Below are 22,550 nucleotides of genomic sequence, written 5' to 3'. Positions count from 1 at the left end.
ATGCAAGAACAAAAATATAGGCTGAAGGATTGCGCAGCATCTGATGGATTAATCAGCATCATTCTGAGGCAAGTAAGGTATAAAGCCATTTAAAATCACCGCGCAAGACAACTTTGGCATGAATAGAAATGCGTTTCTTCATGCCGATTCGGACAGCCTCTCTACCGCTCATCAAATATACTCACCAATCGAGTCTGATAATCCTCTAGACAGCCTCCTCTCGGCCCCTTTGTTTTTCAATCACACTAAATGACAGCGACGGCGATTTCGCCGTTAGTCAATAGATGACGGCAAACTCCAGCAACCAGTTCGAACTAAAATGTACATCCTGTCAAGTTGTTTCGACGGCATCGTTAAACGATTGTCGGGAACGTAGTTTATTAACTTCAACAAAACTTTATATGGCAGAAATCGAGGGATTTTTGTCATTGTATAAAAATCGGGCCTGCATGATGATGATTCAACGCAAAACCTGACGGTTCGCCCGCAACGTGGTTTTAAACAGTGCTCATTTTCCACAACCACTTCAGCGACCGGTTGCGAATTTGAATCGCGCCTTTTCAGGTGGCGCGTTTGAACGAATCGATCCTGCCTTAGATTCCAAGAAACCAATGCACGGTTGAATCGGCTTTCTATGAAGATTTACCCCTTTTAGGAGGTAGACATGAAAATCCTACTCATATCAAACGCATTTTCCGGACTCACCCAACGCTATTACGCCGAATTGAATGATGCCGGTTATGACGTTTCCGTCGAACTGCACCTGGGCAACGACGCTCATTTGTGCGAGGGCGTACGACTTTACCTGCCAGATTTAATTGTATGTCCGTTCTTAACTCGCCGGCTTCCGGCCGATATTTATCTGAACTACAAGTGTTTAATCGTTCACCCTGGCATAAAGGGCGAACGTGGCCCATCGTCGCTGGATTGGGCCATACAACGTGGCGAACGCGAATGGGGGGTCACCTTGTTCGAAGCCACCGAGGAAATCGATGCCGGGCCGATTTGGTCCAGCAGAACATTTCCTGTCCGTGAAGCCACAAAAAATAGCCTGTTTAATCGAGAAGTAACCCAAGCCGCCGTCGAGTGTTTATGGGATGCATTGACTAATTTCGGCACACCAAATTTTCGGCCTAAAACTTTGGAAGCCGATAATCCTGACATCAGAGGACAATTACGCCCGCCGATGAGACAAACGGATCGAAAAATAGACTGGCAAAAGCAAACAACCGACGACATCTTTAAACGCATTGCCGCTGCGGACGGCAACCCCGGTGTATTGGACGAGATATTCGGTCAGTTGTTTTATCTGTTCAATGCCCATAAAGAGCATCGGTTAACCGGCATTCCCGGCGAAATAATCGCTAAGACCGAGCAATCGATATGTCGCGCCACCATGGACGGAGCAATTTGGATCGGTCATTTGAAACCCAAGTTGTCGGATAGCAAGGGTATTAAACTGCCTGCGACACAAGCCTTGAGTACGGTATGGCCGGCCCCGCAAAAGGATCGGCAATCCGCGCTGTACGACGCGGTCAAAACCTTAGAAATCGATTACCGTCGGCCCGGCCGGCAATTACCTTGCCAGGAAGTGTGGTACGAACGTATCGGCGAAGCCGCTTTTATTTATTTTCCGTTTCATAACGGCGGAATGAGTACCTCGCAATGCCGGCTGTTACTGTCCGTGTATCAACATGTGGCCGCGTTGGATATTAAAGCCATCGTCCTGAAGGGCAGCGACGAGTTTTGGTCCAACGGCATTCACCTAAGCCAAATCGAAGCCGCCGAAAACCCCACAGAGGAGTCTTGGCGAAACATTAATGCTCTTGACGACCTGATTTGTCAGATCGTCAATACCCCAGATAAGTTGACCATTGCCGCCGTAGCGGGCAACGCCAGTGCGGGCGGCACCATATTGGCGATCGCGGCCGATTTGGTTGTGGCTAGAGACGGCGTGATTTTCAACCCCCATTATAAGAATATGGGCGACTTGTACGGTTCGGAATATTGGACCTACTTACTCCCCAAACGCGTCGGTCAGGACGTCGCCACGCAGCTGACCGAGCAGCGTTTACCGATCAGCGCCAAACAGGCCTTGCGGATCGGTTTGGTAGACAAAGTTCTCGCCGACCAGCATCCGGTGTTTGCCGCCCAAGTCAGACATCTCGTCGAGACTTACCTGAACCGCCCGACCGAATTGCAAACTTTGCTATCGAAAAAAGGTAAGACCCGTAGCATCGACGAAAGCACCAAACCTCTGGCCTCCTATCGGAAGTACGAACTGACCCAAATATACGGCAATTTTTATAACGACGATAATTACCATCATGCCAGACAAGATTTCGTCTTCAAAACGGCGCCTCCGGGCACCCCCAGTCATTTAGCCAAGCATCGGCAAGACAACATCCAGAAATCGGCTCAGCCGGGCAGTATGGTCCATTTCATGTGGCAAGACAGCTACGCATTCGACGATGAAAAAATCGATCGGGAGCACAAGGACTTTTTTGAGCTGGCAGAAAAATTGATCCACATCACACATAAACCGGAGTTGCTGGGTGCGATCGACGAATTGATGCAACATGTAAGAGTCCACTTCGCCGACGAAGAGGCCATCATGCAAAAAGTCGGTTTTCGCGATTTTGAAAATCATGTCAGGGAACATCGCATGATGCTCGAGCAATTGCTGATGTTGACCCACAAGATAGAGCTGGATGCCTGTCATCGCGAAGAGTTACAAGACTTTCTGGACAAATGGACCAACCATATTTTGCATTCGGACATGGCTTTCAACCGACATTGGAAGGAGATGTACAAATATTGTATTTAAACCTGGTTCCGGGGCGGGCGTCATGGTGATACAAAAACATTAACCGGGAACCGAACGCTATTTTTTCCAAATCGCTCGCCTACCTGCCCTTTTGTCATTGGCAAGAGCGTCGCTGTCGGCGTTTATTGAATAGCGACCCGGGACTCTCCCACCCTAGGAGGCTCACAGTTTCCTTGCAAAGGTCCGTTAAACACGGCGAGGTAATCTTCAGTACCAAAAAATTGGTTGCAAGAATTCGATAATTACTTGGTGATGACACCATTTAACGTGTGGGCTTTATCCACAAGACTTAACTCCCTCTGTTCGCAACCACTAATGGTGTTTTTATCATATTTAACTTTTATAAGTATACAAACTTCATTAACTAGACTAGAATCCATACTCATTCACGGAAACGAAGTGAAAGACAAAAGGATTGGCGCAATCTCCCATTATCTGATTGCCGTCAGCCCCCTAGTCGAAACCAAAGACCTAGGGCAAATAGCAAGCGAAATTGGGGGTACCTAACAGGTGACGATGACCTTGCTTATTGACTAAATGGATTCATAGTAGGCCTGCGCGACGAATCACCTGCTTATTTTTTATCTATTGAGGGGGAATTGTCATGAAGATTAATTACAACTGCTTTAGTGAGTTTACCGGCGTCGCCGTTTGTTCAGTACTCGCGTTATGGACGTCGCTTTGTTTAGCGACACCACCGGAAGTCGACCATGTGGCTAAAAACCCTACCGAGGTTCCTGCTCCGATAAACAGAAAAAGCCCTACTCACTTAACTTTCGATTTACATCCCAAAGAAGTATTGACGGATATCGACGGGTCCGGTGCCTATGCCTGGGTATGGACTTTTAATGGTACAGTGCCTGGACCCATGTTGAGAGTCATGGAAGGCGATTCTGTGACCATTAATATCATTAATGATGCAAATAACGTCGAACCTCACAATATCGATCTGCATGCCGCTCTTGCTCCTGGTGGTGGAGCGGTTTTTACAGAAGCCGAACCCGGCGAAACTAAATCCTTTACCTTTGTTGCGACTCGGCAAGGAACTTACATTTACCATTGTGCAGCGGAGGGACAGGCATGGGAACACATAGCCTATGGTATGTTCGGCTTAATCGTGGTGGAACCGCGTGGAGGCTTACCACCGGTCGATAAGGAGTTTTATATTGGTCAATCCGAATGGTATTTAAATCATGTCCCGAATGATAAAACCAATGCTCATGGGCTTCCGACAAATACATTGATGTTAGATGAACAACAAGCACTGACCGAGAGGCCTAATTTTTTCTCATTTAATGGGCATAAAAACGCATTGACCAATGCCAACATCCACGGTGATGCTATGCATGCGCAGATAGGAGATACAGTACGATTCTTTTTCGTTAATGGCGGGCCCAATATCGGTTCTAATTGGCATATTATCGGTACAATTTTTGACAAAACCTATCAAGGCCATTTCTCAAATCCGTTAGTAAACCAAGAAACCGAATATGTGGCCCCTGGCTCTGCCGCAATGTTCGAACTGGAGGCGAAAGAGCCAGGCACATATTTGTTGTTGGATCATGCTATTTTCCGCGCTTCCAATGGGGCATTGGGATACTTACAGTTTGACTAGTAAGCTGGAATTAGCCATTGTAAATCCAGTGGAACGCACTTAGTCGTTCCACTGAATATTCCAACAGGTCTAGGAAACATATCGACATCTGATAGCATTTGCCACAAACTGTTCAGCAATCTCTTAACGATTTGAATTTACTTTTTTGCATTTGGAAGGACTCTAGTCCGCCCCGTAACAATGCGAAAAGTCAGTTCGATAAAAAAGGCCGCTCCTATCATTACGAGTAGAAACCATAGCTGACTGGGTGAATTATTGCCAATCTGCCAGATCAAACTCCCTAATGCAGCAAGGCAAAGTCCGGCACCGATTAGCGATAGAAAATAATTGCTGTGCGTGTTTTTTGCCAGCGCTACATTGGCACAATTGACCGCTGCAAAAATCAAGAGAAACCCTGCACTGCCCATCATCGACATACTTGAAAGGTCGACAAGATTGGCGATTAGCAAGGTCAATCCGGATGTGATTAACAATCCCTCAATAGGTTCTCCCCAAACCTTTTTTTCCAATACAACAGGAAGTTCGCCGTCTTTTGCAATGACATAACTCAATCGGGCGGCGCCGTAGATCGTTGCGTTGATGGCCGAAGCCGTTGAGAGCATGGCAGCGACGGCAATCAAGATGAATCCCGCGTGACCCAAGGACGAACGGGCCGCCTCAGCCAGTGCGTAGTCCTTGGCAATGACAATCTTGTCGACAGGCAGAGTTCCAACGGCAACCAAAGCAACAAGGACATAGAGCACTATCACGAAAATAACACTTGAATAGAAAGCGCGGGGTAATGTTTTTGGCGCGTCGCGCACATCCTGTGCAGTGTTGGCAATCAACTCGAATCCCTCATAGGCAAGAAATATAATCATCCCGCCGGCAATCAGATTTAGGGGCGATGACCAATCCGACGGCGCAAGCCTCGCACTGTCGACGTTCCAGATACCGACTCCGATGAAAAGGGCAAGAATCACCAATTTGAGAAGCACTATCCAATCTTCGACCTCGCCAATCAATTTAGCGTTTAAAAGGTTTAGGCCGGTAATGATGATAACGCTACCTGTAATTAGAATGTGTTTCCAAAACGGCTGCGACTCCGCAGGGAAGAATGACGCGCCATAGCTTCCGAAGGCATAGGCATACAGCGAAAGCATGACAATGTAACTTATCCAGAGCAAAATGTTTGCGCTCCCTGTCAGCAGTCCCGAGCCAAACGCCCGATCCAGAAATGCGACAGTTCCTCCCTGACTCGGATATGTAACGGAGAGTTTTACGTAGGAATAGGAGGTAACGAGAGCAACGATACCCGCAATCATAAAGGCTACCGGTGCTCCTCCATTGGCTAATTCCACCGACAGGCCAAGAACGGCAAAGATCCCGCCACCAACCATACCGCCGACGCCTATTGCCGTGACCTCCCAGTAGCCGAGATTTTCTTTTCCGGACTTGTTCATGTCAGTTCAGTTATTGTTATTTTCTCGCTTCACAACACAGGCCCATTGCTTGCGTTTCTGATAAGCCATTCGCGAGATAAAAGCTTACATTACCAGTCCCATTGATAATTTCCAAACAGCTTCTTACTCATAGCGACAAGCGGACGTCCCGCTTCGTTCGACTCAGTGAGAGAATATAATCACTGCCGGCAGCGCCAGTTCCGGGCACTGCCCTCACCTTCAACCTGCAACGCAGAATATTTGGTGAAGCGGAAGGTATCGCCTGTTAAACCCGCCGCGGGGCAACCTGGACATCCATCGCTAGGAGGTTCACGGAATTGTAGGTCCGATTAGCGCAGCGTAATCGGGCGCATGTCATTCATCTCCTCCAACCGAGGAATCTACATCCCCGCACCAATCCTGGGGATAAATACTTTTCGAAACATAACGATGAAAAGTCGAATACGGCCAATCCGCCACACGCTTTACATAGCCATGTTTCAACGGGTTCGCATGTACGTAATCCACATGCCTTTCATAATCGACATCGTCGCGAATAAAATGCTCCCAATAATGCCGCTGCCATATACCCCGCTCTCCGGCTGATTTGCGGACATCAGACCGACGTTCTGTTTTAGGTAACGCCCGTGAAAAACCGCTTTTAATCAAGCGCCAACGTATGCTGAAATCGGCATCGCCAGGCGGCAAAGTCCAAACACAATGTAAATGTTCCGGTAACACGACCCAGGCATTGATTTGAAAAGGGTAGCGTGCACGCACCCTTTTCACCGTCTCGCGCAACAAACCAATTTCCCTAATCAGCAAATCATTGTTATGCCTTTGCAACAGATTCACTGTGAAGAACCAGGTGCCCCCAGGAATGAATGCACGTCGATAATTGGACATATCATTATCTCATGTTGAGAAGCAAAGATATTACCGCTCGGATAGATTAGCGTCCACCATGATGGGGAGAGCAATTTTGACATGCGCCCGATTACGCTGTGCTAATCGGACCTACGAGGTCTGGACTTGTTCATGTCAGTTCAGTTGTTGTTATTTTCTCACTTCACAACACAGGCCCATTGCTTGCGTCTCTGATAAGCCATTCGCGAGATAAAAGCTTACATTACCAGTCCCATTGATAATTTCCAAACAGCTTCTTACTCATAGCGACGAGAGGACGTCTCACTTCGTTCGACTCAGCGAGAGAATATAATCAATGCCGGCAGCGCCAGTTCCGGGCACTACCCTTCCCTTCAGCCTGCGACGTAGAATATTTGGTAAGGCGGTAGGTATCGTCTGTTAAACCCGCCGGGACAACCTGGACTTCCCACGTTAGGAGGTTCTCGGACGTGTAGGTCCGATTAGCGCAGCGTAATCGGGCGCATGTCATTCATCTCCTCCAACCGAGGAATCTACATCCCCGCACCAATCCTGGGGATAAATACCTTTCGACACATAACGATGAAAAGTCGAATACGGCCAATCCGCCACACGCTTTACATAGCCATGTTTTAACGGGTTCGCATGTACGTAATCCACATGCCTTTCATAATCGACATCGTCGCGAATAAAATGCTCCCAATAATGCCGCTGCCATATACCCCGCTCTCCAGCCATTTTGCGGACATCAGACCGACGTTCTGTTTTAGGTAACGCCCGTGAAAAACCGCTTTTAATCAAGCGCCAACGTATGCTGAAATCGGCATCGCCAGGCGGCAAAGTCCAAACACAATGTAAATGTTCCGGTAACAGGACCCAGGCGTCGATTTGAAAAGGGTAGCGTGCACGCACCCTTTTCACCGTCTCGCGCAACAAACCAATTTCCCTAATCAGCAAATCATTGTTATGCCTTTGCAACAGATTCACTGTGAAGAACCAGGTGCCCCCAGGAATGAATGCACGTCGATAATTGGACATATCATTATCTTATGTTGAGAAGCAAAGATATTACCGCTCGGATAGATTAGCGTCCACCATGATGGGGAGAGCAATTTTGACATGCGTCCGATTACGCTGTGCTAATCGGACCTACGAGGTCTGACTCACAGTTAACCAGCCCACAAAAGTATTTGCTAGGCCCCCTTTACGAACAACCAAGCTAATTGGCTTGAATGACTCACCATCGTCCAGAGAAAGTCTTACCTCAAGGTTTTGATCGGAGAAGGACTTAAGCTCCTCGATCAATTGGCTTATAGTTTTACCGCTAGTAACCCAATTAGGATTTTTATTAACCGCCATAATTTTTTGCCTTCATATAGAGCTCAAATGGTTGACGAATTTTGCACATAACGTCGCAAATCACCAGCAAATTGTAGCAATGTGAGGCTTGTGCTATTCATAGCACAAATGAACGTTGCGGAAATTTGTCCGTGTGTATTTGCCTTGTTAGGACTTGGCATATATAGAAGCATGAATTTTTATTTGCTCTTGCAGATTGTCTCTTGCCTCAATGTGAGCATCACTAGCAGCTATATACTCTGGTTTGTCATATACCTGTGCTCCAAGAGGTTTATTTTTATCTGGATCAAACAATGATGAAGAAACAAGACATAAATTTGAATACGACTCAATGTACCGTTCGAGTGATTGTTGAAGTAGAGGAAAATAAACCAAAGACAGAAGAAGTGCGTTATTCGAGGATGCCTGTAGGGTTAAGACGTGAATTTCTTCGTCTTTCACCACTTTCATTAAAGCATGGGGCAACTTTATCGACTCAAGAAAATGAGCGCCAAGTTCCTCATACTTTGTGCGCAAAAGTACTTCGTGCTTGTTCTTTCTATCCAAGAAAGATTGAAACATGGCTACGCCTTGCGCTAGAGCGACGCCACCAAGCGCGAAAAGAGCGGGTGTGATTGACGATGATTGCCCCATTTAATCCCCCTTGAGTCCTAACTATTATTGTCAGGTAAATTCGCCCTGATAATACGATATTACCGGTGTTTTCGGGCAAATTCGCCAACATATTCCAATATCAGGTCAATTTGCCCTGATAAGCCGATATTAGCCTGAAAACATGTCAAATCTACCTAAAAATATCAATTACTCCTACCCGCACTTACTCTCCCCACAATTCAAACAAGTCATGCAACCGTCCATCAGCACCATGGCCTTGGTGCTGCATTTGGGGCAGAGCACGGCCTGTTCCGGGAATTCGCTGTCGCTGCCGTTTTTTGTGCCGTGCTTGGCTTCGAATTCCTTGCGTTTTTCGGCCAGGAATTCCTTCTGGTGGTCGGACAGTTGTTCCGTTTCGATCATGCCGATGTGCTTCATGTGCGATTCGATGGCGTGGCCGATTTCGGCGACCAGCGACGGCATGAACACGCCGCCTTTCTTGAAATAGCCGCCTTTCGGATCGAAGACCGCTTTCAGCTCTTCGACCAGAAAGCAAACGTCGCCGCCCTTGCGGAATACCGCCGAGATAACCCGCGTCAAGGCCAACACCCACTGGAAGTGCTCCATGTTCTTGGAGTTGATGAACACTTCGTAAGGGCGGCGTTCCTCGTGTTCGGTGCCGGCATTCAGGATCATGTCGTTGATGGTGATATACAACGCATGCTCGGATTGCGGCGTCTTGATCTTATAGGTCGATCCCAACAGCACTTCCGGCCGCTCGACCTTCTCGTGCATGCTCTCCAGCGAATCCTGTTGTTCTTCGCCGGCAGCGGCCTCTTTCTTTTCGTCGGTCAATACTTTGTAGCCGACGATCTTTTTCGTGATTTTATGTACCATGATTCATCTCGCATTCTTCCGGCGAGCGGCCTCTTGGCCTACCCGCCCTTTCGTTGATCTTAGAACTTGCCGTAATAACCTTCTTTCAAGGCGTCGAACAGATTGGCGGCGGTGTGGATTTCGCCATCGTATTCGACTTCCTCGTTGCCTTTCAATTCCACGACATGGCCGTCTTCCAGCGTGAATTGGTAGGTGGTTTTCTCGAGATCGGTTTCCTTGACCAACACGCCCTGGAACACTTCCGGGTTGAAACGGAAGGTCGTGCAGCCTTTCAGGCCTTTTTCGTAGGCGTATTCGTAAATCGACTTGAAATCCTCGTACGGATAATCGGTCGGCACGTTGGCGGTTTTCGAGATCGACGAATCGATCCATTTCTGCGCCGCCGCCTGAATGTCGACATGCTGTTTCGGCGTAATGCTGTCGGCGACGATGAAATAATCCGGCAGTTGCTGTTCCGGGTCGTCGCTGTAAGGCATCGCCTTCGGATTGACCAATTCCCGGTAGGCCAACAGTTCGAAGGAAAAGACATCGACTTTTTCCTTGCTTTTCTTGCCTTCGCGGATCACATTGCGGGAATAATGATGGGCGAAGCTGGGCTCGATGCCGTTGCTGGCGTTATTGGCCAGCGACAGCGAAATCGTGCCGGTCGGCGCGATCGAGCTGTGATGAGTGAAGCGGCTGCCGGTTTCCGCCAAGGCGTCGACCAACGCCGGTTCCACTTGCGCCAATTGCTGCATGTAGCGGCTGTATTTGGCATGCAGCACCTTGCCCGGCACCTGGTCGCCGATCTTGTAGCCGTCTTTGACCATTTCCGGACGCTTGTGCAGCATTTCGCCGGTCACGGTAAAAATCTGCTCCAGCAGCGGCGCCGGACCTTTTTCCTTGGCCAAGGACAGACCTTCCTTCCAGCCTTCCACCGCCAACTCCCTGGTAACTTCCTCCGTGAAGGCCAGCGATTCGTCATCGCCGTATTTCATACCGAGCATGGTCAGGGTCGAGCCGAGCCCCAGATAACCCATGCCGTGACGGCGTTTGCCCAAAATTTCATCCTGCTGTTTTTGCAGCGGCAGGCCGTTGATTTCGACCACATTGTCGAGCATGCGGGTAAAAATTCGGATGGCCTTGCGGTAGGTTTCCCAATCGAATCGCGCATCCTTGGTGAACGGTTTTTCCACGAAACGGGTCAGGTTGATCGACCCCAACAGGCAGCTGCCATAAGGCGGCAACGGTTGTTCGCCGCATTGCCCTGTCACCAAGCCATTGAAAATTACCGTATTATGATCTGCTTGGGTGGTGTCATAAACGGGTTCCTGCCCGACATAAACGATTTCCGCCACCTCGGAAGTAAAGGGTTGATGTTTCTTCAATATCTTGTTGGAAACCCAGTTCTGATATTTTTGCTGCTTATCATCTCCTAAGAAGCCAACTTCCTCCATAAAGCGTTCACGCGATTGACCATCGATAATTAACTCGTGGTCCGCTTTACATTCAAACAGCCGTTTTCCGCCTTTCCCATCCGGCAACATACGTTGTCCTGCTTCGCGTCGCTTGTGAATTCGACAGAATACACCGAAATTTGCCAGCAACATCTGGACATCTTTTAATAAACTTAAATGGGAAGAGGCCAACCGGACTGAGCACGATTGGCTTTTTGCTGAAATATTGACTGTACCGTCGGCTTGAAACAAGGCGGACAGATAACCTTTGACACAGTCTTCGTTACCCTGCCAAATTACTTCCGGCACCCGTAACTTGCTTTCTTTATTAAAGCCGTAAAATTCCAAAATCCGTGCTAGCAAAACTGAACGAATCATCACTAAATTCCGTTCCGGAATCGCTACCGCCGACACTCTATATCGACGCGCGGACTTATTGATTAGCTCGCTATTAGTTGCAATCAAGTGGTTGATATAATTAACCAACCTCGGAGCAAAGGCCTGATCGTCATTCCATAAATTAACGATTGCCGCCTGCTGTTCCTTCCCTCGATTGGTAAAATGGCCATCACCTGTGATCAAGCCTAACAACGTTCCGAAGTCCTTATCGCCTTGTTGGCCAAATTGCCCTTTCCCGGATTGAACTAATAACCGATCTCCGATCTTCAAATCCTTAAGTTTTATTTTGCCGCGTTCCGAATAAAAATCATGCCATTCCGTTGCCTTGATTTCGTAACCGTCCTTAGTGGTAACGCGATACACTCGGGCGTCCCGGGCTGTCATAAACGCCGGGACGGCCGAACGAACGACCGTGCCTTTCCCAACTTGGCCAAGAGCCCGCTTGTCCACGGTCACTTCTAAGGCCGAACCGCTTGAATACAAATCACCGATTTTTACCAAACCCCGCTGGGTATGCAACCGTGTATCCGCCGTCACGCACGGATTAGTGGCCCTGATATTCTCGCAGAACCAATTGTTGTTCATTTCGTTGACCTTGTCGATCAGGATGAAACCGGGCTCGGCGTAATCGTAGGTCGAGGACATGATGATGTCCCACAGACGTTGCGCAGGAATCGTTTTGGTAACGCGGCAAGCCACTTCGCCGTCTTCGTTGACGATATAACCGTCCTTGTTGGGCAAGTCGCGCCAGACAATTTTTTCCTTGTCGCCCAGGTCCAGTTTGTCGGCCTCGGCTTCCTTCGCGGTCACCGGAAACGACAGCGGCCAATCGTCGCCTTTTTTGACCGCCTCGACGAATTCGCTGGTGATCAGCAGCGACAGGTTGAACTGACGCAGACGGCCGTCTTCGCGCTTGGCGCGGATGAATTCGACCACATCGGGATGGGCGATGTCGAAAGTGGCCATTTGCGCGCCGCGGCGGCCGCCGGCCGACGAGACCGTGAAGCACATCTTGTCGTAGATATCCATGAACGACAATGGACCGGAAGTATAGGCGCCGGCGCCGGACACATAGGCGTTTTTCGGCCGCAGAGTGGAAAATTCATAACCGATACCGCAGCCTGCTTTCAATGTCAGCCCGGCTTCGTGCACTTTGCGCAGGATATCGTCCATCGAATCCTCGATGATGCCGGACACGGTGCAGTTGATCGTGGAAGTGGCCGGCTTATGCGCTTGCGCGCCGGCATTGGACACGATACGGCCGGCGGGAATGACGCCCTGGCGCAACGCCCACAGAAATTCCTTGTAATACTGCTCTTGTTTGGCCTTACCCACTTCGACGCTGGCCAAGGCCTTGGCGACGCGTTTATAGGTATCGTCGATGGTAGCATCGACCGGTTGGCCATCCTTGGTTTTCAAGCGGTATTTGGTATCCCAGATGTCCATCGAAGCGCTCTGGAAAGGAATTTCTGTCACGTTATTGCTAACAACATGAAGCTGTGCCGTCATGGGTGATTTCCTGTCGGTTGAATGGGTTATAAAGGGTTTATTAGGCAAGCAACTGCACATGTTTGCACGTCTAATGCAAACATGAACATGTAGTGCTTTTTGGGAACAATAATACTAGATATTGTGTATTTTTGAATTTTTTCTTGAAAATTAGACGATAAAAAAACCACCCCTTCGGGTGGTTTTTCTTAACTTCTAAAGACTTAGCGAAAATGGTTAGAAGGGAATATCGTCGTCGAAATCATCATAGGCTGCCGGCGGCGGATTATTGCCGGACGGTTGTTGCTGAGCCGGAGCCGATTGGGGGGCGGACGGCGCATACCCGCCTTGTTGGGAACTGTCGCCGAAGTTGGCGGTGCCGCCGCTGCGGCTGCCGAGCATCTGCATGTCTTCGGCCACGATTTCGGTGGAGTAGCGGTCCTGGCCATTCTGGTCCTGCCATTTGCGCGTTTGCAGCCGGCCTTCCACATAAACCTGGCTGCCCTTGCGCAGATACTCGCCGGCAATCTCGGCCAGGCGGTTGAAGAAAACCACCCGATGCCATTCCGTTTGTTCCTTGCGTTCACCCGACTGGCGGTCCTTCCAGCGCCGCGTGGTCGCCAAACTGATGTTGGTAACCGCGCCGCCGCTGGGCATATACCTGACTTCCGGGTCGGCGCCCAGATTACCGATTAACATGACTTTATTAAGCATTTTTGACTCCGTATTTTAAATTTGGCTCCATTGTACCAATAAACGTTGCAACTCTTCTTTGTTCAGAATGGAATTGTCGACTTTTAAATAAGCCGCGTTTTCCTCGAAATGCAACCTGACTTCTTCCACGCCGCGAACGGCTATTAATTGCCGGGTGAACTCGTCGGCCCGATCGCCGCCGATGGCATCCAGCGACAATAACATGTTGGCCAGGTAGCGCGGCGGTTTCATGAATAAAGCCACCAACGCCCAACTGCCCGCCAATGCGGCGGCGAACAAAAACACCGCCGTCGCACCGTATTCGCCATACAACCAGCCGCCGCAGGCGCCGCCAAGAAAGGCGCCGAAAAATTGCGAACTGGAATAAGCGCCCATCGCCGTCCCCTTCATGTCGGCCGGCGCCGTTTTCGAGATCAACGACGGCAAGGTGGCCTCCAATAAATTGAAACCGCAGAAAAACAGCCACAGAAAGCCGATCAAACCGATCAGATCTTCATGCAGCCACATCAGGCCGAGATCGGCGACGACCAGAGCCATGATCGCGCCGATGAAGACTTTTTTCATCTGGCGTTTTTTCTCGGCCAGGATGATAAACGGGATCATTACCGCCATCGAGGTCACCAATATCGGCAAATAAACCAGCCAATGCCTGCCCGGCAACAACCCTGCATCGCGCATCAATAATGGAACCACGACGAAACTGGCGGTCAGGATCAAATGCAGCACGAATATGCCGTAATCCAGGCGCAGCAAATCGAGATTGCTGATGACTCTACCGAATTGCGACGGAATCAGCTCGGCATCGCGGTGAGTGATGATTTTTTTCGGATTGGGCACGACGAACATCACGACGAAAATCGCCAGCACCGATAAACCCGCGGTCAGCCAAAAAATGCTGGGCACGCCGAAATAATGGGCCAAGACCGGCCCCAGCGTCAGCGCCACTCCGAAGGAGATGCCGATACTGGCGCCGATCATGGCCATGGCCTTGGTGCGATGGACTTCCTGGGTCAGATCGGCGACCAAGGCCATGATGGCCGCCGCGATCGCGCCGCTCCCCTGCAAGGCGCGGCCGATCAATATGCCGTAGATGGATGTCGACACGGCCGCGACCATGCTGCCGGCGGCGAACAAGATCAAGCCGACGACGATGATTTTCTTGCGGCCGAAGCGGTCGGACAACAAACCGAAGGGAATTTGCAACACGGCCTGCGATAGCCCGTAAATACTGATCGACAAACCGATCAGCAACGGCGTCGCACCCTCCATTTGCTCGGCGAACAACGACAACACCGGCAAAATCATGAACAGGCCCAGCATGCGCAAGGCATAAATGCTGGCGAGCGACAAGGTTGCCCGTTTTTCCATCGGCGTCATTGGACTCGTTATATCCTGTAACTGACTCAAATCTGACCTCTTCGTATGGCTGGGTAAGGGTTCGTTATTATAACAATCTTTGTTTTAATCCGTCCGCGCGGAATTGTTCGTTTCGCGCCGAAACGATTTCACCAAGTTCCTGAATTGAAAAATAAAACTCAGCAACACCGGAATGAAAACCAACGTAATCAGCGTGGAAAACAGAATACCGAACAGCACGATGATGCCGATGCCGCGGTACAATTCGGTGCCCTCGCCGGGCAAGAACACCAACGGCGACAAGCCCAGTATGGTCGTTACGCTGGACATGATGATCGGCCGCAAACGCAACTTGACGCTGTCGATGATCGCCGCCAACGGCTGCATGCCCAGCTCGTAGTGATTGTTACGGGCCTGTTCGACCAGCAGGATCGGATTGTTGACCACCGTGCCGATCAGAATCAGGAAGCCCAGCATCGTCAACATATCGAACGGCTGCCGCACCGCCTCCACGCCGAAATTTTCCAGCAAGCCGCCCCCCCAATTGAACAGCCACAGGCCGGCGATACCCCCGCTGATGCCAAGCGGAACGGTGGTCATGATGATCAACGGATAACCCCAGTGCCTGAAAATGGCGACCATCAGCAAATAGGAAATCAGCACGGCGACGATGAAATTATCGGCCAAGGCGTCGCGGGTCGCCTGCAGCAAATCGCTGGCGCCGCTGATGCGCAGCGACACGCCGGCCGGTATCTGCCCACTCGATTGCATGCGCTCGATCAAGTCCCGTTTGACCGTTTCCACCGCCTGTTCCAAAGGGATCTCGCGCGGCGGAATGATCGACAACGTCACGGTGCGTTCGCCGTCGACCCGGCGGATCGTTTCGGTATTGACGCTTTCCTTGATGCGCGCGACGCTGCCCAGCGTCACTAAATTGCCGGACGGCGAATACAACGCCAAATCGTTCAGGTCTTCCGGCGTTTTGACCGCGCCTTTCGCGCTGTACAAAAACATATCGATCTTGTCGTCGCCGAGGAAAAACTCGTCGATATAAGCACCGTCGCTGAAAGCCCAGATCAAATAACCCAATTCCTCGGCGGTAAAACCGAGTTCCGCGGCACGCTCCCAGTCCGGCTCTATTTCCAGCAACGGCTGCCCCATCGTCAGGCTGGCCGGTTGCGGGCGAACCTGCGGCTGGTCGAAGATCTGCTTGGCGCCCATGAAGGCCTTGAAACCGGTGGCGAACAACGGCGCCAGCTCGGGGCCGCTGATGTCCAGGTTGATGCTGCGGGTGCCGCCCAGGTTGCTGGCAAAAATGGAGCCTCGCGAGGAAAACGACACCATGCCGGGGATCTGCGTGTATCTCTCCGACAAGACCTTGATCAGATCATCGATCTGGTTGCGGTCTTTGGTTTCGATGATGAACAGAATCGACTGCGGCCGGGCATAGGTGACGATGAACTGCAGCGCCGGCACCGGCGTTTCCCCGCGCGCGAATTGTTCCGGCCGGTCGTCAAGATACGGCAGCAAAAAATCGTGCATCGGTTCGACCACGCTCATGACCTCGTCGAGGTTATAGCCGGGCGGCGCGAACATGAAGGAAAAGGTCTTGGCCTCTTCGCCTTCCGGCAGATATTCCGCCTTCGGCATCAAGGCGAAGATAATCACGGTCGTGAGCGACAAGATCAGTCCTATCGCCACCAAGCGGCGGGTGAGACTGTGCAAAATCCAGTCGATGAAAGCGATGATGGAAGCGGCGACCCGTTGCCCGGCGCTGTGGCCGGACCTAACACCCGGCGAGGTCAAATAGCGGCTGCAGGCCGACGGAATCACCGTGATCGCCACCAGCATCGAGACGATGATCGAGGCGGCGATGGCGATGGCGATGTCGGAATACAGTTGCCCCGCTTCTTGGGTAATATAGACGATCGGAATAAAAACGAACACCGTCGTCAGGGTCGACGCCAGCACCGCCGGCCAGACTTCGCGCACGCCTTCCAGGGCCGCTTGCTCCCGCCCCTTGCCCAGATGCAAATGGCGATAGATGTTTTCCAATACGACGATGCTGTTATCGAGGGTCATGCCGATGGCGAAGGCGACCCCGGCCAAGGAAATGACGTTAATGGTACGCCCCATCAGCAGCAAGCCGATGAAGGCGGCGATGGTACAGACCGGAATTCCGCTGGCACCCAGCAACGTCGCGGAAAACGAGCGTAAAAACAAATACAGCACGGCCGAAGCCAGCAACGCACCCAATAATAAATTCTGCTGCACCACGGCGACGGCGCGACGAACGTATTGCACGTCTTCGCTGGTCAGCTCCATCTGCAGTCCTTGGTTTCGCAGCAGGGTCTGGTTCAGCTCCTCCACCTCGGCCATCACGCCGTCCATGATCTCGATGACGTTGGCGCCGATTTCGCGGCGGATGCCGACCGTGATATTGGGCCGGCCGTTGGCGAATGACTTGACCCGAGTCTCGAATCGGTCCAGTTCGACATGGCCGATATCGTGCAAATGCACCGAAGTATCGTTACGGCGGGCGATGACCATGTTTTCGATGTCTTCCAGCGACTGAAACCGCCCTGTCGTCCTCAGCAAATAGCGGCGTTTGCCGCTGTCCAGGTCGCCGCCCGAGACGTCGCGGTTGCGTTGCCTGACGGCCTGCTTGAATTCCTCGACGGTGATATGGCGCTCCGCCAGTTTGGCCGGGTCCAGATAGATTTGAATCTGCCGTTCGCTGCCGCCCCAGGTGTCGGCCTGCGACACGCCGGGTATTCGTTCCAACCGCGGCGTGACCTGATCCTTGACGAAATCGTGCATGATTTCCATGTCGATCCCCAACGGATTGCCCGGCAACGGCTGGATGCGGAAATACATGAAAGCGTTGCTGGAGATGGAGGTGGTCAGGATGCGCGGTTCGTCGACGTTCTCCGGATAGGACGGCACCTGCGACAACGCATTGTTGACCCGGATCAGCACTTCATTGATGTCGGCGCCGTGGCCGAACTCCATCTCGATCTCGGCGGCGCCGGTCGAGGCGGTGGAAATAATCCGTTCCAACCCCGGAATCGAACGCAGGTATTCCTCCTGCTCGATGATGATTTCCTTCTCCACGTCCTGCGGCGTGGCGCCGGGCCAGTCTGTTTTAATACTGATCGCCCTGACATCGAGATCGGGAATCATTTGGATCGGCACGCGGAAAATGGCCAGGCCGCCGAAAAGACAGATGATCAGGATGGCGACGGTGACGATGACGCCGTTCTTGATGACGAATTGAAACATACGGCTTGCTTATCGGGGAATGATCCGGACCAATTGCTGGGGTTTTAAAATCTCGTTGCCGCGCACCACGACCCGGTCGCCTTCGGCAACCTGGCCGTCAACGATTTCGATCTGGTTATCGACGACCTGCCCGGTCGTGACCTCGACGCGTTGCGCGCGCAAACCGTCGTCCCGCTGCTTGACCAGCCAAACACTATCGCTGTTATCGGGCTGCTTGACGATCGCATCCCGCGGCAACAACAAAACCGCTTGTTTTCGCTGATTTTCCGGTTGTAACTTGACCCTGACCGACATGCCCGGAGTCAAGGGCAAAGACTCGTTTTCAATGTCGATATGAAGGGGAAAATTATGCGATGTGGGGTTGGCGACCGGGATGACGCGAGTCACCTTCGCCGACAACGACTCTTCCGGCAAAGGGTCGGGGATGATTTCGACGACCGTATCTGAATTAAGCTGCGGGAAATAGCGTTGCGGCACATCGACCTCGACGCGCAGATTGCGGTCATCGACCAAAGTCAGAACCCGGGTATCCACCTTGACCCATTGCCCGACCTCGACCAGTTTTTCACTGATCACGCCGGCGAAAGGCGCCTTGATGACATGACGCTCCAACAAGGCCTGGTAGCGTTGCTTTTCCACTTGCAAGCGCTTGACGACCGCGGCATTGATACGGACTTTGGATTCGGAAGCTTCGTACGACGTATTGGCGATGAATTTCTCCCCGACCAACCTGGAAAACTCGGCCCGTTGGCGCTTGCTTTCCTGCAACTGGGCTTTAGCTTCCTCCAAGGCCGCGGCCGAACGCAACAGATCCAAACGCGTCAATTCATCGTCCAAGCGGATCAGGACATCGCCTTGCTTAACGTGATCGCCCTCTTCCACGGTGACCTCGACCACCATCGCATCGACTTGCGAAGACAAACGCGACAGCCTTTGCGTAGTGATTTCTCCAGGCAAGGAAAATCGCTGCAGCAGGGCTTTTTCCCTGACCGTGGCGACGCGAACCGGCACCGCTTTTTCGGCCGCGCTTAATAAAAAAGGGTAAAAAAGCGGCAAAATCAATAAAACCTTAGTAATGAAACGAAAACTGTGCAAAAAACATCCTCGACAAAGCAAACAAGACATCGTTTTATTTTACCTTAGCCACTAACGGCACCGGCAAAATAAATTAGTTGGACAGTAGCTATACTTATCGGACTTCAAATTTCGGCAATGATCCGAGGCGGCCTTATACTGCAATCAAGCATCCGGCTGGACGTTAAAGTCTGATCGATCGTATAGTATAGGGTTGTTTAATTTGTCGGACCTTGTTCAATGGATACCATCAGCATTCGGGGCGCAAGAACGCATAACCTGAAAAACATCGACCTGGACCTGCCCCGCGATTCGCTCATCGTCATCACCGGCCTGTCGGGTTCGGGAAAGTCGTCGCTGGCATTCGATACCATTTATGCTGAAGGGCAAAGACGCTACGTCGAATCGCTGTCCGCCTATGCCCGGCAATTCCTGTCGATGATGGAAAAACCGGATGTCGATCATATCGAGGGCCTGTCGCCGGCCATTTCCATCGAACAAAAATCGACCTCGCACAATCCCCGCTCGACGGTCGGCACGATCACCGAGATCTACGATTATTTGCGTTTGCTCTATGCCCGCGCCGGCATTCCCCGTTGCCCGGAACACGGCATTTCCCTGGAAGCGCAAACCATCAGCCAAATGGTGGACCAGGTGTTGGCGCAGCCGGAAGGCGAGCGCTGGATGCTGCTGGCGCCGGTGGTCAATGAGCGTAAGGGCGAACATCTGCAATTGCTGGACGATTTAAAGGCGCAAGGCTTTATTCGGGCCCGGATCGACGGGGAAATCTACGATTTGGACGAACCGCCGGCGCTGGACCTGAAAAAGAAACATACCATCGAAGTCATCGTCGACCGCTTCAAAATCCGCGAGGACCTCACGCTGCGTCTGGCCGAATCGTTCGAGACCGCGCTGCGCATCGCCGACGGCATCGCCATCGCCGCCTCGATGGACGACGATCGGGAAATCGTGTTTTCCGAACGCTATGCCTGCGCGCAATGCGGCTACAGCCTGACCGAGCTGGAACCGCGTATCTTTTCCTTCAACAACCCCAAAGGCGCCTGCCCCGGTTGCGACGGCCTCGGCGTGCGCCAGCATTTCGATCCCCAGCTGATCATCCACAATCCCGAAATCAGCCTGGCCGGCGGCGCCATCCGTGGCTGGGACCGGCGCAACGCCTATTACTACCAGATCATTTGCGCGCTGGCCGATCATTACGACTTCGACCCCGAAGCGCCGTTCGCGGACATTCCGGAAAAAATCCAAAACATCATTCTCTACGGCAGCGGCAACGAGGAGATCGGCTTCCGCTTCTTCGGCGGTTCGGGCAAAGCGACCACTCGCCGCCATCCGTTCGAAGGCATCATCGCCAACATGGATCGGCGTTACCATGAAACCGATTCGCAAATGGTCCGCGACGAATTGGCCAAATACTTGTCGCAAAAGCCTTGTTCGCAATGCAACGGCGCCCGTCTGAACAAGGCGGCGCGCCATGTTTTCATCGCCGACCAACCCCTGCATCAATTGACCGCTCTGCCGATCAGACAGGCTTCGGAATTCTTCAAACAATTGCAGATTCCTGGCCATCGCGGCGAAGTGGCGGCCAAGATCAACAAGGAAATTCAGGAACGCCTGGAATTTCTGATCAATGTCGGTCTCGATTATCTGACCCTGGATCGCAGCGCCGACACGCTTTCCGGCGGCGAGGCGCAGCGCATCCGCCTGGCCAGCCAGATCGGCGCCGGCCTGGTCGGCGTCATGTATGTCCTGGACGAGCCCTCGATCGGCCTGCACCAGCGCGACAACCAGCGCCTGCTGAACACCCTGTTCCGTTTGCGAGATCTAGGTAATACCGTCATCGTCGTCGAACATGACGAGGACGCCATCCGTTCCGCCGACCACATCGTCGATATCGGTCCCGGCGCCGGCGTGCACGGCGGCCAGATCATCGCCCAAGGCACGCCCGAACAAATCATGCGGACCCCTGCCTCGTTGACCGGCCAATATCTATCCGGCATCAACGAAATCAACGTGCCTCAAACATTGACGGCCCCTGATCCGGACAAACAAATCACCATCCGCAATGCCCACGGCAATAACCTGAAAAATGTCGACATCTCCTTTCCGGTGGGCCTGATGACCTGCGTGACCGGCGTGTCCGGCTCCGGTAAATCGACGCTGATCAACGATACCCTTTATTGCCATGCCGCGCGCCTGATCAACAAAGCGGGCTGTATTCCCGCGCCATGCGATGCAATCGACGGCCTGGAGCATTTCGACAAGGTCGTCGACATCAACCAAAGCCCGATCGGCCGCACCCCGCGGTCCAACCCCGCCACGTATACCGGCATCTTCACGCCGATTCGGGAATTGTTTTCGGCCACGCCGGAATCCCGTTCGCGCGGCTACACGCCGGGACGCTTCAGTTTCAATGTCAAGGGCGGCCGCTGCGAGGCCTGCAAGGGCGACGGCGTGATCAAGGTGGAAATGCACTTTTTACCGGATATTTTCGTGCCTTGCGACGTTTGCAACGGCAAGCGTTACAACCGGGAAACGCTGGAGATCCGCTACAAGGGCAAAACCATCAATGAAGTGCTGGACATGACGGTGGAGGACGCCGCCCAGTTTTTCAGCGCCGTGCCGGTGCTGGCGAGGAAGCTGCAAACGCTGATCGACGTCGGCCTAAGTTATATCACGCTGGGGCAAAACGCGATCACGCTATCGGGGGGCGAGGCACAACGGGTAAAACTGGCCAAGGAACTATCCAAACGCGATACCGGCAAGACTTTATACATTCTGGACGAACCGACCACCGGCCTGCATTTCCATGACATCAAACAGCTGTTGACGGTGCTGCATACGCTAAGGGACCACGGTAACACGGTCATCATCATCGAGCACAATCTGGACGTGATCAAAACCGCCGATTGGATCGTCGACATGGGGCCCGAGGGCGGTATCGGCGGCGGCACGCTGGTCGCCGAAGGCACGCCTAAACAAATTACCGAACATCCTGCGTCGCATACCGGCGTTTATCTGAAACGCTTTTTTACCTAACATACGCCGGAGTTGCCGAAGCTTACCATGGAATTCGGGACCGATGCGGTTCGTGCCTCACCATCCTACGACCCTGTCAGATGGGTAGACGCAGGACGGATAAGCGCAGCGCCATCCTTCAAAACGTAAATATTAAAATTTCAGGT

General features: G+C 52.0%; 13 protein-coding genes. 3 read left to right on the top strand and 10 right to left on the bottom strand.

Translation table 11 applies throughout. From position 1 onward, the window contains the following. The first annotated feature begins 664 nt into the window (after positions 1–664). Together EP25_RS0100705 and EP25_RS0100695 are read left to right on the top strand one after the other, a co-directional pair. Positions 665–2,827, top strand: a complete 2,163-nt coding sequence (locus EP25_RS0100705; RefSeq protein WP_051906306.1) for an enoyl-CoA hydratase-related protein — start codon at positions 665–667, stop codon at positions 2,825–2,827. Between the two features lie 604 nt (positions 2,828–3,431). Beyond that, positions 3,432–4,442 (top strand): multicopper oxidase domain-containing protein, encoded by a 1,011-nt coding sequence (locus EP25_RS0100695; RefSeq protein ID WP_051906305.1) that lies wholly within the window; start codon positions 3,432–3,434, stop codon positions 4,440–4,442. A gap of 137 nt (positions 4,443–4,579) precedes the next feature. On the opposite strand, the gene EP25_RS0100690 is transcribed toward EP25_RS0100695, so the two are convergent. The 10 genes from EP25_RS0100690 to EP25_RS0100640 form a co-directional block, all read right to left on the bottom strand. Next, on the bottom strand, positions 4,580–5,884 hold the full coding sequence (locus tag EP25_RS0100690) for an APC family permease (protein WP_031432147.1): 1,305 nt from the start codon (positions 5,882–5,884) through the stop codon (positions 4,580–4,582). A 354-nt stretch (positions 5,885–6,238) separates the two neighbouring features. Beyond that, entirely contained in the window at positions 6,239–6,769 is a 531-nt protein-coding gene (locus tag EP25_RS0100685; protein ID WP_031432146.1) for an REP-associated tyrosine transposase, read from the bottom strand. A gap of 486 nt (positions 6,770–7,255) precedes the next feature. Continuing rightward, complete coding sequence (locus EP25_RS0100680) at positions 7,256–7,786, bottom strand: REP-associated tyrosine transposase (RefSeq protein WP_031432145.1); 531 nt, start codon at positions 7,784–7,786, stop codon at positions 7,256–7,258. 468 nt (positions 7,787–8,254) lie between these two features. Beyond that, the gene (locus EP25_RS0100670; protein ID WP_031432144.1) at positions 8,255–8,740 is read right to left on the bottom strand and encodes a hypothetical protein; all 486 of its coding nucleotides are present in this window, start codon (positions 8,738–8,740) and stop codon (positions 8,255–8,257) included. Positions 8,741–8,914: 174 nt separating this feature from the next. After that, complete coding sequence (locus tag EP25_RS0100665) at positions 8,915–9,598, bottom strand: TSCPD domain-containing protein (RefSeq protein ID WP_031432143.1); 684 nt, start codon at positions 9,596–9,598, stop codon at positions 8,915–8,917. Positions 9,599–9,657: 59 nt separating this feature from the next. Further along, positions 9,658–12,942 (bottom strand): LAGLIDADG family homing endonuclease, encoded by a 3,285-nt coding sequence (locus tag EP25_RS0100660; RefSeq protein WP_031432142.1) that lies wholly within the window; start codon positions 12,940–12,942, stop codon positions 9,658–9,660. Positions 12,943–13,158: 216 nt separating this feature from the next. Continuing rightward, entirely contained in the window at positions 13,159–13,635 is a 477-nt protein-coding gene (gene ssb, locus EP25_RS0100655; protein WP_031432141.1) for a single-stranded DNA-binding protein, read from the bottom strand. A gap of 15 nt (positions 13,636–13,650) precedes the next feature. Beyond that, positions 13,651–15,012, bottom strand: a complete 1,362-nt coding sequence (locus EP25_RS0100650) for an MFS transporter (RefSeq protein ID WP_031432140.1) — start codon at positions 15,010–15,012, stop codon at positions 13,651–13,653. 84 nt (positions 15,013–15,096) lie between these two features. Next, entirely contained in the window at positions 15,097–18,273 is a 3,177-nt protein-coding gene (locus EP25_RS0100645) for an efflux RND transporter permease subunit (RefSeq protein WP_051906304.1), read from the bottom strand. 9 nt (positions 18,274–18,282) lie between these two features. After that, the gene (locus tag EP25_RS0100640) at positions 18,283–19,368 is read right to left on the bottom strand and encodes an efflux RND transporter periplasmic adaptor subunit (protein ID WP_031432138.1); all 1,086 of its coding nucleotides are present in this window, start codon (positions 19,366–19,368) and stop codon (positions 18,283–18,285) included. Between the two features lie 219 nt (positions 19,369–19,587). Here EP25_RS0100640 and uvrA point away from each other — a divergent pair, with 219 nt between their 5' ends. Beyond that, positions 19,588–22,404 carry an excinuclease ABC subunit UvrA gene (uvrA, locus tag EP25_RS0100635; protein WP_031432137.1) on the top strand — a complete coding sequence of 939 codons (2,817 nt, stop codon included), beginning with the start codon at positions 19,588–19,590 and terminating at the stop codon, positions 22,402–22,404. Positions 22,405–22,550: the final 146 nt, after the last annotated feature.

Origin of the sequence: Methylomarinum vadi, assembly GCF_000733935.1 — a bacterium.
GTDB classification, from domain to species: domain Bacteria; phylum Pseudomonadota; class Gammaproteobacteria; order Methylococcales; family Methylomonadaceae; genus Methylomarinum; species Methylomarinum vadi.
Note: the sequence above shows the minus strand (reverse complement) of the source record. Positions and strands in the feature narration are given on the sequence as shown.

What these genes read in the sequence shown, in the direction of transcription:
- EP25_RS0100705 (WP_051906306.1), top strand. Translation starts at nt 665, where the DNA reads ATGAAAATCCTACTCATATCAAACGCATTTTCCGGACTCACCCAACGC.
- EP25_RS0100695 (WP_051906305.1), top strand. Translation starts at nt 3,432, where the DNA reads ATGAAGATTAATTACAACTGCTTTAGTGAGTTTACCGGCGTCGCCGTT.
- EP25_RS0100690 (WP_031432147.1), bottom strand. Translation starts at nt 5,884, where the DNA reads ATGAACAAGTCCGGAAAAGAAAATCTCGGCTACTGGGAGGTCACGGCA.
- EP25_RS0100685 (WP_031432146.1), bottom strand. Translation starts at nt 6,769, where the DNA reads ATGTCCAATTATCGACGTGCATTCATTCCTGGGGGCACCTGGTTCTTC.
- EP25_RS0100680 (WP_031432145.1), bottom strand. Translation starts at nt 7,786, where the DNA reads ATGTCCAATTATCGACGTGCATTCATTCCTGGGGGCACCTGGTTCTTC.
- EP25_RS0100670 (WP_031432144.1), bottom strand. Translation starts at nt 8,740, where the DNA reads ATGGGGCAATCATCGTCAATCACACCCGCTCTTTTCGCGCTTGGTGGC.
- EP25_RS0100665 (WP_031432143.1), bottom strand. Translation starts at nt 9,598, where the DNA reads ATGGTACATAAAATCACGAAAAAGATCGTCGGCTACAAAGTATTGACC.
- EP25_RS0100660 (WP_031432142.1), bottom strand. Translation starts at nt 12,942, where the DNA reads ATGACGGCACAGCTTCATGTTGTTAGCAATAACGTGACAGAAATTCCT.
- ssb (WP_031432141.1), bottom strand. Translation starts at nt 13,635, where the DNA reads ATGCTTAATAAAGTCATGTTAATCGGTAATCTGGGCGCCGACCCGGAA.
- EP25_RS0100650 (WP_031432140.1), bottom strand. Translation starts at nt 15,012, where the DNA reads ATGACGCCGATGGAAAAACGGGCAACCTTGTCGCTCGCCAGCATTTAT.
- EP25_RS0100645 (WP_051906304.1), bottom strand. Translation starts at nt 18,273, where the DNA reads ATGTTTCAATTCGTCATCAAGAACGGCGTCATCGTCACCGTCGCCATC.
- uvrA (WP_031432137.1), top strand. Translation starts at nt 19,588, where the DNA reads ATGGATACCATCAGCATTCGGGGCGCAAGAACGCATAACCTGAAAAAC.